The organism is Microbacterium sp. C23T, from assembly GCF_053345975.1.
On sequence record NZ_JBKFBD010000035.1, the window covers coordinates 42437 to 56654 of the forward strand.

At 72.2% G+C, this 14218-nt stretch carries 9 protein-coding genes; 4 read left to right on the forward strand and 5 right to left on the reverse strand.

Translation table 11 applies throughout. The features are described 5' to 3' along the window. Positions 1-66 precede the first annotated feature (66 nt). Entirely contained in the window at positions 67-3696 is a 3630-nt protein-coding gene (locus tag ACLBXX_RS17700; protein ID WP_447659098.1) for a TM0106 family RecB-like putative nuclease, read from the reverse strand. 98 nt (positions 3697-3794) lie between these two features. Between ACLBXX_RS17700 and ACLBXX_RS17705 the strand changes: the two genes are divergently transcribed. Beyond that, the gene (locus ACLBXX_RS17705) at positions 3795-5855 is read left to right on the forward strand and encodes an NAD(+) synthase (RefSeq protein WP_447659099.1); all 2061 of its coding nucleotides are present in this window, start codon (positions 3795-3797) and stop codon (positions 5853-5855) included. Positions 5856-5903: 48 nt separating this feature from the next. Here ACLBXX_RS17705 and ACLBXX_RS17710 read toward each other — a convergent pair whose 3' ends face one another. Continuing rightward, entirely contained in the window at positions 5904-6482 is a 579-nt protein-coding gene (locus ACLBXX_RS17710) for a hypothetical protein (protein ID WP_387139555.1), read from the reverse strand. A 215-nt stretch (positions 6483-6697) separates the two neighbouring features. Between ACLBXX_RS17710 and ACLBXX_RS17715 the strand changes: the two genes are divergently transcribed. Then, complete coding sequence (locus tag ACLBXX_RS17715; RefSeq protein WP_447659100.1) at positions 6698-8170, forward strand: phytoene desaturase family protein; 1473 nt, start codon at positions 6698-6700, stop codon at positions 8168-8170. 4 nt (positions 8171-8174) lie between these two features. Further along, a complete protein-coding gene (locus ACLBXX_RS17720) occupies positions 8175-9659 on the forward strand; it encodes a lipase maturation factor family protein (RefSeq protein WP_447659101.1) in 1485 nt (494 codons plus the stop codon). A gap of 29 nt (positions 9660-9688) precedes the next feature. On the opposite strand, the gene ACLBXX_RS17725 is transcribed toward ACLBXX_RS17720, so the two are convergent. Further along, positions 9689-11224 carry an MFS transporter gene (locus tag ACLBXX_RS17725; protein ID WP_447659102.1) on the reverse strand — a complete coding sequence of 512 codons (1536 nt, stop codon included), beginning with the start codon at positions 11222-11224 and terminating at the stop codon, positions 9689-9691. A 68-nt stretch (positions 11225-11292) separates the two neighbouring features. Between ACLBXX_RS17725 and ACLBXX_RS17730 the strand changes: the two genes are divergently transcribed. Then, a complete protein-coding gene (locus ACLBXX_RS17730; protein ID WP_447659103.1) occupies positions 11293-11850 on the forward strand; it encodes a phosphorylase family protein in 558 nt (185 codons plus the stop codon). Positions 11851-11857: 7 nt separating this feature from the next. On the opposite strand, the gene ACLBXX_RS17735 is transcribed toward ACLBXX_RS17730, so the two are convergent. Further along, complete coding sequence (locus tag ACLBXX_RS17735; protein ID WP_447659104.1) at positions 11858-12709, reverse strand: SGNH/GDSL hydrolase family protein; 852 nt, start codon at positions 12707-12709, stop codon at positions 11858-11860. A 190-nt stretch (positions 12710-12899) separates the two neighbouring features. Then, positions 12900-14218, reverse strand: a 1319-nt coding sequence (locus ACLBXX_RS17740; RefSeq protein ID WP_447659105.1) for an SbcC/MukB-like Walker B domain-containing protein, incomplete at its 5' end; no start/stop codon positions are given.

Below are 14218 nucleotides of genomic sequence, written 5' to 3' on the forward strand. Positions count from 1 at the left end.
GGTGCGAGACGCTCGGGGGCTGTGGTGTGCGACGTGTTCGACTGTGAGCGCGAGTCTACGCGGGCCTCAGCCCCGGCCGACCAGCCGCGCGAAACCGCTCAGACGCGCCACCCCTTCGGGGGTGTACGGCAGATCGTCGAGGAGTCCCGGCGAGTACACGACGTATGCGGTATGCATCGCGCGCGAGATCGCGACGTTCAGGCGATTGCGCAGCAGCAGGAACTCGAGCCCGCGCGGCGCGTCGCGCCCGCTCGAGGCCGCCAGCGACACGATTGCGACGGCGGCCTCCTTGCCCTGGAACTTGTCGACGGTGCCGACGGGCACATCGGGGAACCCTGCTGCGGCGAGGGCCGCCTCGACAGCGACCTGCTGCGCGTTGTACGGCGTGACGACGATGAGGTCCTGCTGCTCGAGCGGGCGCGGCGAGAGCGCGGCCGAGGAGCCGTCGGAGTCGTCCGTGGCGGCGTCCGTCCACTCCCGGCCGATCAGATCGGTGACGAGCCGGGCGACCTCCGCAGCCTCTTCGAGCGACTGTGTCGCGTTGCCGTGATGACGCAGCGCGATCGGCACGAGGCCCGCGGGAACGCCGCCGAGGCGACGCAACGCCGTCGAGGGGTGCGCTTCGAGCTCGCCGCGGTACGACAGCGTCGACACGGGCGCCGCGACCTCGGGACGCATGCGCCGCGTCTCGGCGAGGAAGTAGCCGTACTCGTGCGGGATGACGTCGGCGCCGTCCATGACCCAGCCGAGCGCCGACGTGTCGACGGGGGCGGGGTGCGTGCCCTGGCTCACCTGCGGCAGCTGCTGCGGATCGCCGAGCAGCAGCAGCCGGGGCGCGGCGAGCGACACCGCGATCGTCGACGCGAGCGAGAACTGGCCGGCCTCGTCGACGACCAGGAGGTCGAGGCTGCCGCGCGGCACGCGCCCTTCGTGGCTGAAGTCCCACGCGGTGCCGCCGATGACGTACCCGGATGCCTCGTGCTCGGCCGTGAACGCCGCGACGCCGTTCTTGGGGAGCACGGTGAACGCGTGCTCGGCCGTCGCGTCCTTCGGGGCCTTGCCGACCTGGACCGCCGGCACCCCTGCCGCGATGACGCGATCCAGGAGGTGCTCGATGGTCGCGTGTCCCTGGGCGACCACGCCGACCTTGTACCCGTGATCGCGCACGAGGCGGGCGATCACGTGAGAGCCGACGTACGTCTTGCCGGTTCCGGGCGGGCCCTGCACGGCGAGGTAGCTGCGGTCGAGGTCGCGCACAGCGCGCGCGATGGCGTCGACGGCGTCCGCCCCCGCGGCAGGCAGACTCCCCGTGAGCGTGCGCGGCGGACGACGGCACAGGATGTCGGTGGCCGGGTCGGCCGGAAGATCCGGCGCGGCCGCGATGACGGCGTCGGCCCACGCGTCGATCGCCTTCTGCTGGTTGCCGGCGGCGGGCGGCGCCTGCGGGGTGAGCGCGAGGGGCAGGTCGCTCCAGGTCACGCCGTCGACCGCGGTCTCTTCGATCACCGCGCCGTCGTCGAGCACCTCGACGACGGTCACCGACCGGTACGCATGGATCCACCGCGGCGACGCCTCGAACGGGAACGGTGCGGGCAGCTCGTACAGCGCGAAGGGATTCGAGCCCTCGCTAAGCCGTGTGCCGGGGGCGAGGTCGCCCCGGAGCTCCACGATGCGCCGCTCACCGCCCTTGCCGCTCTCGAGGAAGTGCCAGTCCTCGCGCACGACGCTGCGCGCGGGATCGATCGCGACGACGTCGCGGGTCTCGTCCCACAGTGAGACGGGCTCTCGCAGCCGCAGGAAGTGCGTGGCCCAGAACGACTTCGCCTCGCGCGGGTAGTAGTCGATCGCCGCAGCGCCGAGCCGCAGCGAACGGGCCTCGACGGAGTCCTCGGGGTGGTCGAGCGCCAGCGCGTCGAGCAGCGTCGCGCGCGGCGACGGCTCGTACGCCCGCTCGTCGGGCTCGGGATTCGGCGACGGCACGAGCTTCGCCTCGCGCGCACGGTCGACGAGCCAGTCGCGCAGGCGCCGGGTCGAGACGCAGTCGTAGCGGTTGTAGTCGGCGAGGTCATCGAACACGAGGCCTGCCTCGGCCTCGGCGCCGTCGGCCTGCAGCGCACGCGCCTCGACGTAGCGGACGATCGAGTCGTCGCCCTTCTGCACGTCGCTCGTGCGCACCTCATCGCCCATGTAGAGCGGCTCGAGCTTCTTGATCGAGTACGAGCGGGAGCCGACGCGCAGTGCCCGGCGCACGATCGGGTACAGGTCGACGAACACGCCGTCGCGCAGGAGGCGATCGACGTCGGCCTCGCGCACGCCGTGGCGCGCCGCCATCGCGAGCAGGTGCGTCGGCTCGTACGGCGCGTAGTGGTAGATGTGCATGCCGGGGAACTGCTGCCGGCGGAGGTTCACGATGTCGAGGAACGTCTCGAGCGCCCGCTTCTCGTCGGCGAACGAGTGCGCCCACAGCGCGGTGTACTGCTCGCGGGTGTCGACCCACCCGAACAGGTAGTCGATGCCCCACTGCGTGGGCTCCCCCGGCGTCGGCGGCTCGGTGTGCAGCGGGTCGCCCTCGAAGTCGAAGAACAGGTCGCCGTGGTCGGGCCGCGGAAGCGCGCCGAGCGCCTGAGGCGCGACGACCTCGAACACCGGGATCGGCGGAGCAGGAACGACCACAGGAGCCTCGAGCACGGCGGCCACCGTCGCCTGGGCGACCGACGCGCCGTCGGTTGCGAGCACGCTCTCCGCCACGACGACCTCGTGCGGCACGGGCTTCGGTGCGATGAGCGGCGGAGTGCCCGCCGGGCTCTCCAGCTGCAGGCGCGCCTGCGTGCGCAGCGACGCGAACACATCGGGGTTCATGCCCGCCGGCCCGGTGGGCGCCCCGGCGAGCTGCTCGATCGTCTCGATGCCGGCGGCACGCAGCCGCTCGCGCTGCACGGGGCGCATACCCGCCACGAGCAGCAGATCGCGGGATGCCACGACCTCGGCGTCGCACGTCGCGCAGCGCCCGCACGCGACGACGCCGAGCTCGCCCCGCGGGTCGCCCCACGCGATCGGCTCCCCCGCCGCTCCGAGGTCGAGGCGGCGGTCCGCGATGAGCGCGGCGAGCCGTTCGCGCCGCAGGGCGAACACGGGCAGCAGGTCGTCGACCTCGTGCTCGCTGACGCTGCCGTCGCCGAGCAGCAGCTGCACCCCGCCGGAGCGCACCACCCCGAGGCGGTCGAGCTGGTCGACGTATGCCGCCAGCTGCATGAGAGCGGTCACGCGCGCGTGGCGCGCGAGCTTGGTGTCCTGCACGAGCCAGCGCCCGGCCTCGTCGCGGACGAGGAAGTCCGCGAAGCCGACGAACGACTCCGTCGAGAACGCGGCCTGGTAGACGACCTCGGCATCCGACGCGAGGGCGGCGTTCGTCTGGGCGACCGCATCGGCGAGGGCCGCAGCATCCGATGATCGCGTCTCGGGGATCTCGACCACGCGATCCCCGTAGCGCTCGAGGTAGTCGGCGAGCACGCGGCGCTCGTGCACCGTACCGAGGCGACCGGCGCGCTCGAGGGTGAGGTCTTCCGGGTCTTCCACCGCTGCCACACGCCCGAGCCGCGCGTCGATCGCGCGCAGCCACGCGAACTCGCACTCCGCAGCGGTCTTGAGATCGCTCGCGCTCCAGACGATCCGGCCTTCGTCCTCGATGTATCGCATACCCCGCCCTTCTCCCACGACGATAGCCGCGCCCTCCGACACCTCTGCCCTGTGCCCCACACCTCCGCCCGCGGCGGCCACCTGACAGACTTGACCCCATGAGCCTGCCCTTCGACAGCGCATACCGGCATGGGTTCGCCCGGGTCGCGGCGTGCACGATCCCGGTGGAGATCGCCGACCCCGCCGCCAACGCCGACGCCGTGCTCGAGGCCGCGCGCGTGTGCGATGCCGACGCGGTCGCCGTCGCGGTCTTCCCCGAGCTGTGCCTGACCGGCTACGCGATCGACGACCTCGTCATGCAGGACCCCGTTCTCGACGCGGTCGTCACCGCGATCGAGGGGCTGGTCGAGGCATCCGTCGATCTCCTCCCGGTGCTCGTCGTCGGCGCCCCGCTGCGCCATCGCAACCGCCTCTACAACTGCGCCGTCGTGATCCACCGCGGCGAGCTTCTGGGCGTCGCCCCGAAGTCGTACCTGCCGACCTACCGCGAGTTCTACGAGCGCCGCTGGTACGCGCCGGGCGACGACCAGGCGGGCCAGGACATCCGCGTCGGCGAGCTCGAGGCGCCGTTCGGACCGGACCTGCTGTTCGAGGCGCTCGACGTCCCCGGTCTCGTCGTGCACGCCGAGGTCTGCGAAGACGTGTGGGTGCCGATCCCGCCGTCGTCGCGCGCGGCACTGGCGGGGGCCACGGTGCTCCTCAACCTCAGCGGCAGCCCGATCACGATCGCGCGCGCCGAGGATCGCAAGGACCTCTGCCAGTCGCAGTCGCTGCGCTGCCTCGCCGCGTACGCGTATGCCGCCGCCGGCGCGGGCGAATCCACGAACGACCTCTCGTGGGACGGCCAGACGATGATCTACGAGGCCGGCAACCTGCTCGTCGAGACCGAGCGCTTCCCCGACGGTCCCCGCCGCTCGATCGCCGACGTCGACCTCGACCGCCTCCGTCAGGACCGCCTGCGCCAGGGCACCTTCGACGACAACCGCCGCGCGACGGGGGCGGATGCCTCGCTGCGCACCGTGCACTTCCGGCTCGACCCGCCGCGCACCGACGTGGGCCTGCGCCGCACGCTCGACCGGTTCCCGTTCGTGCCCGACGACCCCGCCCGCCTCGCGCAGGACTGCTACGAGGCGTTCAACATCCAGGTCTCGGGCCTCGTCCAGCGCATGCGCGCGATCGGCGGCCCGAAGCCGGTGATCGGCGTGTCAGGCGGCCTCGACTCGACGCACGCGCTGCTCGTGGTCGCGCGCGCCATGGACCTGATGGGCCGCCCGCGCAGCGACATCCTCGCGTACACGATGCCCGGCTTCGCGACGAGCGAGCACACGAAGTCCAACGCGATCGCGCTCGCCGAATCGGTCGGCGCGTCGATCGAGACGATCGACATCCGGCCGCTCGCGATCGAGATGCTCGAGCGCCTGGGGCACCCGTTCGCCGACGGCGAGCCCGTGCACGACATCACGTTCGAGAACGTGCAGGCGGGCCTGCGCACCGACTACCTGTTCCGCCTCGCGAACCACCACGGCGGCATGGTGATCGGCACCTCCGACCTGTCCGAGCTCGCCCTCGGCTGGGCGACGTACGGCGTCGGCGACCACATGAGCCACTACGCCGTCAACGCCGGCGTGCCGAAGACCCTCATCCAGCACGTGATCCGCTGGGTCATCTCGGAGCGCGAAGGCGTCGACGACCGCGAGGCCGAGGTGCTGCAGTCGGTGCTCGACACCGAGATCTCGCCCGAGCTCGTGCCCATGGGCCAGGACGGCAAGATGCAGTCCACCGAGGACCGCATCGGCCCCTACGCGCTGCACGACTTCGCGCTCTTCCACATCCTCCGGTACGGGTTCCGGCCGTCGAAGATCGCCTACCTCGCCGCCCACGCGTGGGGCGATGCCCAGGCGGGCGCGTGGCCTCCCGGCTTCCCCGACGAGGACCGCTACGCCTACGACCTGCCCACGGTCGCGAAGTGGCTGCAGGTGTTCCTGAAGCGCTACTTCGCGTTCGCGCAGTTCAAGCGCTCGGCGATCCCGAACGGACCGAAGGTGTCGCCCGCCGGGTCGCTGTCACCGCGCGGCGACTGGCGTGCCCCCTCCGACGGCAACGCCCGCGTGTGGCTCGCGGAGCTGAAGGCCGCCCTCCCCGATCTCGTGAAGGACTGAGGACACGGATGCCGCGGGCCGCGGCATCCGTCCCTACGAAGTCCGATCTCAGGCGGGCGCCGGGTTGTAGGCGAGCGTGATGATCCAGCTGTCGCGGGACAGGTCCGCGAGCTTGTAGAAGACCTTGCGGTCGGGGATCCAGCCCTTCGTCAGCGGGCTGTCCAGGCGCACGTGATCGGCGGCGACGCGGGCGCCGCGGCCGTCGGCGTCGCGCACAGCCTGCACGCGGGTCCAGTGGGCGAGGAGCTTGCCGAGGTCGTTCTCGTCGAGCAGGTGCGAATGCCGCTTCATGAGGTGCAGCTCGGCGTCGTCGGGATGCGCGTCTCGCAGATCGAGCCCGAGCGAAGCGTCGGCGTCGGCGACCGCGACGACGGTGGCCGCGCGGAAGTTGACGTTGCGGATCTTCAGGGGCACCTCGGCGCCGTCGACCTCGGCGATGAGCTGGGTGTGGAACCCGAACGTGCGGGGGGCCTCGCGCTCGACGCGCACATCCTTCGGGTCGACGCCGAGCTTCGTCGCGACGATCTCCTTGGCGAGGGCGCGCTTGCGGTCGTGGTCCGAGAGCTTGGGGTCCCAGCCGAGCCGCGCCGTGATTCCTGCCGGAGTCTCGAGAAGCACCGATTGCATGATCCACCTCATTCTCCGCGGACCGTCCGCCCCTCCATCCTGACCCCGCGCGGCGCGGTGAGGAAGATCGCCACGCCTGTCGATCGCGTGGGAATCGGGGATCCCGCGAATCTCGGACGGACTCCGCGCAAAGCATCCGATATCCGCCGGTTCTCCGAATCCTACGGGCGCGTCAACCCCCTCCCGTCGGCGGACCCCGATGGAAGGATGGGGTCATGGCGAGGCGCGCGACGGTGATCGGCAGCGGACCCAACGGGCTGTCGGCCGCGGTCGCGCTGGCGCGCGCCGGGTACGAGGTGCGCGTGCTCGAGGCCGCCACGACCATCGGCGGCGGCGTCCGCACCGCGGCGCTCACGCTTCCCGGCTTCCGCCACGACGTGTGCTCGGCCGTGCATCCCGCGGCGCTGTCGTCGCCCTTCTTCCGGGCGTTCGGCATCCACGAGCGGGTCGGCTGGATCCACCCGCTCGCCTCGTACGCGCAGCCGCTCGACGGCGGGCGCGCGGCGATCGCGTGGCGCGACATCGAGCGCACCGCCGATGCCCTCGGCCCGGACGGCCGTGCGTGGCGCGGCGTCCTGCGCCCTCTCAGCCGTCACCTCGGCGGGCTGGTGGACTTCACCGGGTCCCAGCTGCTGCGGTGGCCGCGGCATCCGGTCACCACCGTCCGGTTCGGGCTGCGCGCCCTGCAGCTCGGCACCCGCCTGGGCCGCGGCACCTTCCGCACCGAGGAGGCGAACGCGCTGCTCACGGGCGTGCTCGCGCACGCGAACACCCCGCTGCCCTCGCTCGGAGGGGCGGCGTCCGGGCTCTTCCTCGCCGCGCACGGGCACTCCGCCGACGGCTGGGCGTTCCCCCGCGGCGGCTCGCAGGCGATCGCGGACGCGCTCGTCGACGACCTGAAGGCGCACGGCGGCGCCGTCGAGACGGGGACCCACGTGCAGTCGCTCGGGGGACTGGACTGGGGCGATCCGGACGCCGGCGACCTGCTCCTGCTCGACACCACGCCGCGCCTCCTCCTCACGCACCCCGACCTTCCCGCGCGGTACGCGCACGCGGTGCGGCAGTACCGGTACGGCCCGGCCGCCGCGAAGGTCGACTTCGCCCTCGACGGACCCGTGCCGTGGGCCCACCCCGACGTCGCCCTGGCCCCCACCGTGCACCTCGGCGGCACGCGAGAGGAGGTCGAGGCGAGCGAGAACGCGGTGGCGCGGGGCGGGCTGACCGACCGGCCATACGTACTGACGGTGCAGCCGAGCGTGCTCGACGGCACGCGCGCCCCTGCCGGCAAGCACGTGCTGTGGGCGTACATCCACGTTCCGGCGGGGTCGACGTTCGACCCGACCGAAGCCGTCGTGCGGCAGGTCGAGCGCTTCGCCCCGGGATTCCGTCACCGCATCCTCGCGAGCCACGCGATGACCGCCGCCCAGCGCGCCGCGCACAACCCCGCCGACATCGGCGGCGACATCCTCGGCGGCGCCTTCACGTTCGCGCAGGCGATCCGGCGCCCCGTCATCTCGACGACGCCGTGGCGCACACCGCTGCGCGGCGTGTATCTCGCGTCGGCGTCGACCCCGCCCGGACCCGGCGTCACCGGCATGCCGGGCTGGTACGCCGCGCGCCAGGCGCTGCACGATCGCGCGCGTCATCGCGGCGACCGCCTCGAGCTCGGGGATCTCTTCGGAGCGTGACCCCGTGGACGCCTTCGCCGCGGTCGACTTCGAGTTCGCTCGACAGGTGCTGCAGCGGGGCGTCGCGGCCCTGTTCGTCGTCGCGTTCGCGTCGTCGCTGAACCAGTTCCGTCCGCTTCTCGGCGAGCACGGGCTGCTGCCGGCGCCGGAACTCCTCGAGTGGGTGCGCACCTCGAAGAGAGGGGCACGGATGCTGCGCCCCACCCTCTTCCGTTTCCTCGGGTACACCGACCGCAGGCTCGTCACCCTGTGCGGGGCGGGCATCGTGATCGCCGCGACGCTGGTCGTCGGGCTCCCGCAGCTCGGTCCGCCGTGGGTGCCGATGCTGTGCTTCCTCGCGCTGTGGCTCGGTTACATGTCCATCACGTCGATCGGGCAGACCTTCTACGGATTCGGCTGGGAGATGCTGCTGCTCGAGGCCGGGTTCCTCGCGGCGTTCCTCGGGTCGGACGACCAGCCGCCGCCGGTCGTCGTGATCGTGCTGTTCTGGTGGCTCGTGTTCCGGCTCGAGTTCGGCGCGGGCATGATCAAGATCCGCGGCGGCCGCGAGTGGCGCGACCTCACCGCGCTCACCTACCACCACGAGACGCAGCCGATGCCGGGGCCGCTCAGCCGGCAGGCGCACCTCCTCCCCCGCTGGTTCCACAAGGGCGAGGTGCTCGGCAACCACTTCGCGCAGCTGGTGGTGCCGTGGTTCCTGTTCGCGCCGCTCGTCGGACTGTTCGTGCCCGGACCGGTGCCCGCGATCGTCGGGGCGGTGGCGGCCGCGATCGTCATCGCGACCCAGGCCTGGCTCGTGGTCACCGGCAACTTCGCCTGGCTCAACTGGATGACGATCGTGCTCGCCTTCTCGGCCATCGGACTGCCGGGCATCGGATCGGAGCAGGGGCGCGCAGCATCCAGTGCTCCCGGCATGTTCGACGCGATCCCCGTGTACTGGCTCGTCATCACGTGCGCGATCGGCGTGCTGTATCTCGTGATCAGCTGGTGGCCGCTGCAGAACCTGTTCGCCAGGCGCCAGCTCATGAACGCCTCGTTCAACCGGTGGCAGCTCGCCAACGCCTATGGCGCATTCGGAACGGTCACGAAGGAGCGCATCGAGATCGTCGTCGAGGGCACGATGGACGACGACCCCGACACCGCGACGTGGCACGAGTACGGGTTCAAAGGAAAGCCCGGCGACGTGCACCGCATCCCGCGGCAGTTCGCGCCCTACCACCTGCGCCTCGACTGGCTGATGTGGTTCCTCCCGCTCGGCCGGTCGCTCGACGACTGGTTCACCGCATTCCTGGTGCGGCTTCTGGAAGCGGATGCTGCGACCCTCCGCCTGCTCGCCCACGACCCGTTCGCGGGTGAGAAGCCGCGATGGGTGCGGGCGGTGTCATACCGCTACCGCTTCACGACGCGGGCGGAGTTCCGCGAGTCGCACGCCCGGTGGAAGCGCGACCGGCGGCGTCCGGTCATGGGACCGGCCTCCCTCCGCCGCTGAGAGCGGCACCCAGGGTCGCCGGCGCGGGGTCAGGGAACGGGGTCGGCGGCGGCCTTGCGCTCGCGCGCGGTGCGGCGCGCGGTGAGGTCGACGATGGCCACCAGGAACGCGAGCGCGAGGAAGACCGCGACCGACAGCATCCCGAAGGCGTACGCGTCGTGGTACACGACGAGGCTGTCGTGGGAGCCGGACTCACGGTAGATCGCGGCGTAGAACAGCGACAGCGCGACCGCCGTGCCGACCGCCGCGCCGATGCGCTGGCCGAGCTGGCCGACGGAGCCGGCGAGGCCGCCCTGCTTGACCGGGATATCTCCGAGAGTGAGCGCCTGGTTGGGCGCGATCACGAGACCGCCGCCCGCGCCGCCGACGGTCATGACGGCGGCGGCGATGTAGGGGGTCCACGCGGGGTCGCTGTAGAGCGCCGCGAGCACGAGCCCGCCGACGCACAGCAGCATGCCGGCGAGACCCCACACCACGACGACGCGGCCGTGTGTGCTGACGAGGTTGCCGCCGATCCACGAGGTGACGGCGGAGGCGAGCGCGAACCCGATCGAGACCATCCCGGCGTACACCGGCGCGAGCCCGAGGCCGAGCTGCAGGAACAGCGTCGTGACGAGGAACATCGCCGGTGCCGCCGTGAAGTACGCCGTCTGCAGCAGCGTGCCGTTGCGATACGACGTGATGCGGAAGAGGCCCAGCGGGATGAGCGGGTTGCGGCCGCGCTTCGCGTAGCGGCGCTCCCACGCGATGAACGCGGACGCGAACAGCGCGAAAGCGACGAGCAGCCACCACCGCGCCGGGTTGTCGGTCGGCGCGCCGGTGGTGAAGAGGAAGGGCCACATGAGGGAGATCACGCTCGCCCCGAACAGCAGCACGCCGACCGGGTCGAGCTGCACCTTGCGCTGGGATCTCGTGCGGGTGTCGGGGAGCAGCCACAGCGCGAGGGCGATCGCGATGAGGCACAGCGGCACGTTCATCCAGAAGATGAGCCGCCAGCCGTTCGTCGGCCCGCCGAGCGCGATGAGCAGACCGCCCAGCGTCGGGCCGAAGGCCGTCGCGATGCCGATCGTCGCGCCGAAGAGTCCGAAGGCGCGGGCGCGCTCCTTCCCCTGGAACAGCTCCTGGGCCATGCCGAGCACCTGGGGCATCTGGATGCCCGCAGCGACGCCTTGCAGCAGTCGCCCGATCAGCAGCAGCTCGGCGGTCGGTGCGAGCGCGCACAGCACGCTCGTGACCGTGTAGAGCGAGAGGCCCACGACGAACAGCGTGCGCCGCGAGCGCTGGTCGCCCAGGCGGCCCATCGGCACGAGCACGAGCCCGAAGGTGAGGACGAACCCCGACACGATCAGCTGCAGCTGCGTCGAGCTCGCACCGAGCACCTCGCCGATCGACGGCAGCGCGACGTTGACCTTCGTCATGTCGAGGATGGTGATCGCCGCGACCGACACGCAGACCCAGAACGCGCGCCAGCGGGCGCCGTGCGAGAGGGGGATGACGGCGGTCGTGACCGGCACGGCGCGCGCCGCACTCGAGGTTCTCTGCGGCGTCGGCTGTGGCTGGGACATCCCGCCCAGGCTAACCCCGTCCGCGGCGCGGCGGGCGGAAACCCCGGCGCGCGGGAGATGATGGGAGGGTGAGACTCCTCGTCGCCGCCCTCGCCTCCGAGCTCGTCGCCTTCCCGGAAGACCTCGACGGATTCGACCGCCTCGTCACCGGCCCCGGCAAGCTGCAGGCGACCTACGCGCTCACCCGCGCGCTCGACGCGACCCCCTACGACGAGATCGTGGTGGTCGGCACCGCGGGGGCGATCGACGCGCGGCTCGACGCGTCCGTCTACGAGATCTCGGCCGCCCTGCAGCACGACGTGACCGACATCGACGGGATCGTCGGCCAGCACGTGTCGCTGCCGGCGCGCGTCGAGCTCGACGCCGACGGCGTGACGATCGCCACCGGCGACCACTTCGTCGACGATTCCGAGGCCGTGGAGGTCATCCGTCCGCTCGGCGCCGGCCTCGTCGACATGGAGACGTACGCCTACATCTGGGTCGCGCAGCGGTTCGGCGTGCCGATCCGCGTGCTCAAGGCCGTCTCAGATCGCGCCCAGGATGGCGCGATCACCGACTGGCGCACCGCCGTGACCGCCTGCAGCCACCAGCTGCGCGACCGCATCCGCGCCGACTACGGCGTCTGACCCCGCCTCACGAGACCCACTGCGTCTTCGCCCACGTGATGTTCGCCAGTGTCGCCTGGCCCGACAGCGACGGGTGGAAGTAGTCGCGCGTCGAGATGTCGGACTTCACGAACGCGTAGTTCGCGACCGCGTATCCGTCGAAGCGGCACTTCGCGGTGGCGGCGCAGGCGGCCTCCAGCACCTTGTTGAAGTCGGTCACGCGCTGCTGCACCAGCGTGCGGCGCGCAACGTCGGCGGGCGCGGTGCTGCTCGGGTTGGCGAGCATCGACTGGCAGGTGCCGAGCAGCGACCAGGCGAGACGAGCAGACAGACTCGACCTGTTGATGTCGTAGAGACGCTGCAGGCTCGGGATGCTCGCCACGAAGATCTCCGGCGCCCCGGCACTCGCGGCCAGGGTGGCGAGTGCCGCTTGCACGTTGGTCCGGAACGCGTCGACCGTGGTCATCTGCGCCACCGTCCGGGTGCAGGCGTCGATCGCGCCGATCTCGATCGTGACGTACTGGGCTCCCTGTCCGGCGGCCAGCTGCGCCTGCGCGGGGAGCGCTGATGACCCGGCTCCCGACTTGGCGTCGTTGAAGACGTTGACGAGGCCTGCCGACCCGGCCGCCCGGAGCCGCTGCAGGTGCGAGTTGACCGACGTCGTGGACCCCGTGGACCAGCTGTTGGTCGGACACGACGTGAGACTCGAACACGTCATCGCCGCCTGCGTGATCGAATCCCCGAGCGCCGCCATCCGGGTGATCGTCGCCGGCGCAGGGGCGGCGTGCGCGGCCGAGGCGGCACTCAGCGTGCCGGTGAGAAGGAGGGCGGATGCCGCGAACGCGGCGAGGGCGCGGCGCGCCCGAGTGGTGGAACGCATGTCGACTCCGTACGTCGTCGTAACGAGAGGGCGCGGCGAACGGCCGCGGCCGGACGAGCGCCGGCGGTCGGGCGGGATCGCGAATCCCCCAGGAAGCGATCTGCCGCGAACGATACACCCGTGCATCGCCCCGGCGACAGTGGGAGAAGACCCACCCTGTGCCGCGCGGGCCGGGCGCGGAGTCCGTTGCTCAGACGCGGGCGGCCGCGTCCTGCCGGATGACGCTCGGCCCGGCAGGGGTCGCCTCGACCGCGAGCTGCGCGGGCAGCTGCTCCTTCATCGCGGCCACATGGCTGATGACGCCCACGGTGCGCCCACCCTGTCGCAGCTCGTCGAGGGTGCGCATCGCGAGGTCGAGGGTCTCCTCGTCAAGTGAGCCGAAGCCTTCGTCGACGAACAGGGTGTCGAGTCGCACCCCGCCCGCGCGGGCGGTGACGACCTCGGCGAGCCCGAGGGCCAGCGCGAGCGACGCGAGGAACGTCTCGCCGCCCGACAGCGACTGCGCCGGACGGGACTGACCCGTGAAGGCGTCCATGATCTCGAGTCCGAGGCCGGAGGCGGCGCCGCGCGCGGCGCGCGCATCGGTGTGCTGCAGCCGGTAGCGCCCCGACGACATGTCGCCGAGCCGCAGGTTCGCGGCGGTCACGATCTCTTCGAGCTCGGCGGCGAGCACGAACGTCTCGAGGTCCATCTTCATCGTGTTGGGGGCGCGCCCGGCGACGGTGTCGGCGAGCCGGGCGATGGCTGCGGCGTCTGCGGCCCTGGCGGCGACGCCGGCGTACGCCTGGTCGATCTGCATCGCGAGATCGCGGAGTCCCGCCACCAGCGTGCGGGCGTCGCTCTCCGCGCGGAGCGCGTCGGTGCGTGCCGCGTCGGCGGCCGCGAGGGCGACCTGCGACGCCTCGGTGTCGACGCGCTCGGTCGGCGCGCCCGCGAGTTCGAGCTCGAGCTCGAGCATGCGTGCCCGCGCCGCGCCGAGCTGCGTGTCGTGCGCCGAGACCCGCTCGGCGAGGGCCTCCACATCGCGAGGTGCGGCAAGGGCGGCGTTCGCCTCGGCCGCATCGGCGAACTCGGATGCTGCGACCCGCTCTTCGACGTCCGTGCGCGCCTGCGCGGCCAGGGTCGCCGCGCGGTGCGCCTCGGCGCGGGCATCGACGGCCGCGCGGCCCGCGTCGCGGATCGAGGTGGCGTGCGCGACGCGGTCGGCGACGCTCGCGTGCTCGCCGCGGGCCGCGTCGACCGCCTCGCGTGCAGCTGCGACCCGCTCGTCCAGCGCCGCGATCCGGGTGCGTGCCTCGGCGAGTCGCTCCGACAGGGACGCGCGGGATGCCTCGGCCTCGAGGTCGAGCGCCGCCAGCTCGGTGCGCCGGGCCGCCAGCGCGTCGCGGCGTTCGACGGCGCGCTCGGCGGCGGCCAGATCGGTGCTGGCCGCGGCCAGCTGCTCGCGGAGCGCCTCGACGCCTTCGCCGCCGGCGCGAGCGGCGGCCGCGCCATGGCGTTCCCGCGCGG

Excerpts from the sequence above, each read along its gene's own strand:
- ACLBXX_RS17700 (WP_447659098.1), bottom strand. The coding sequence starts at position 3,696 with ATGCGATACATCGAGGACGAAGGCCGGATCGTCTGGAGCGCGAGCGAT.
- ACLBXX_RS17705 (WP_447659099.1), top strand. The coding sequence starts at position 3,795 with ATGAGCCTGCCCTTCGACAGCGCATACCGGCATGGGTTCGCCCGGGTC.
- ACLBXX_RS17710 (WP_387139555.1), bottom strand. The coding sequence starts at position 6,482 with ATGCAATCGGTGCTTCTCGAGACTCCGGCAGGAATCACGGCGCGGCTC.
- ACLBXX_RS17715 (WP_447659100.1), top strand. The coding sequence starts at position 6,698 with ATGGCGAGGCGCGCGACGGTGATCGGCAGCGGACCCAACGGGCTGTCG.
- ACLBXX_RS17725 (WP_447659102.1), bottom strand. The coding sequence starts at position 11,224 with ATGTCCCAGCCACAGCCGACGCCGCAGAGAACCTCGAGTGCGGCGCGC.
- ACLBXX_RS17735 (WP_447659104.1), bottom strand. The coding sequence starts at position 12,709 with ATGCGTTCCACCACTCGGGCGCGCCGCGCCCTCGCCGCGTTCGCGGCA.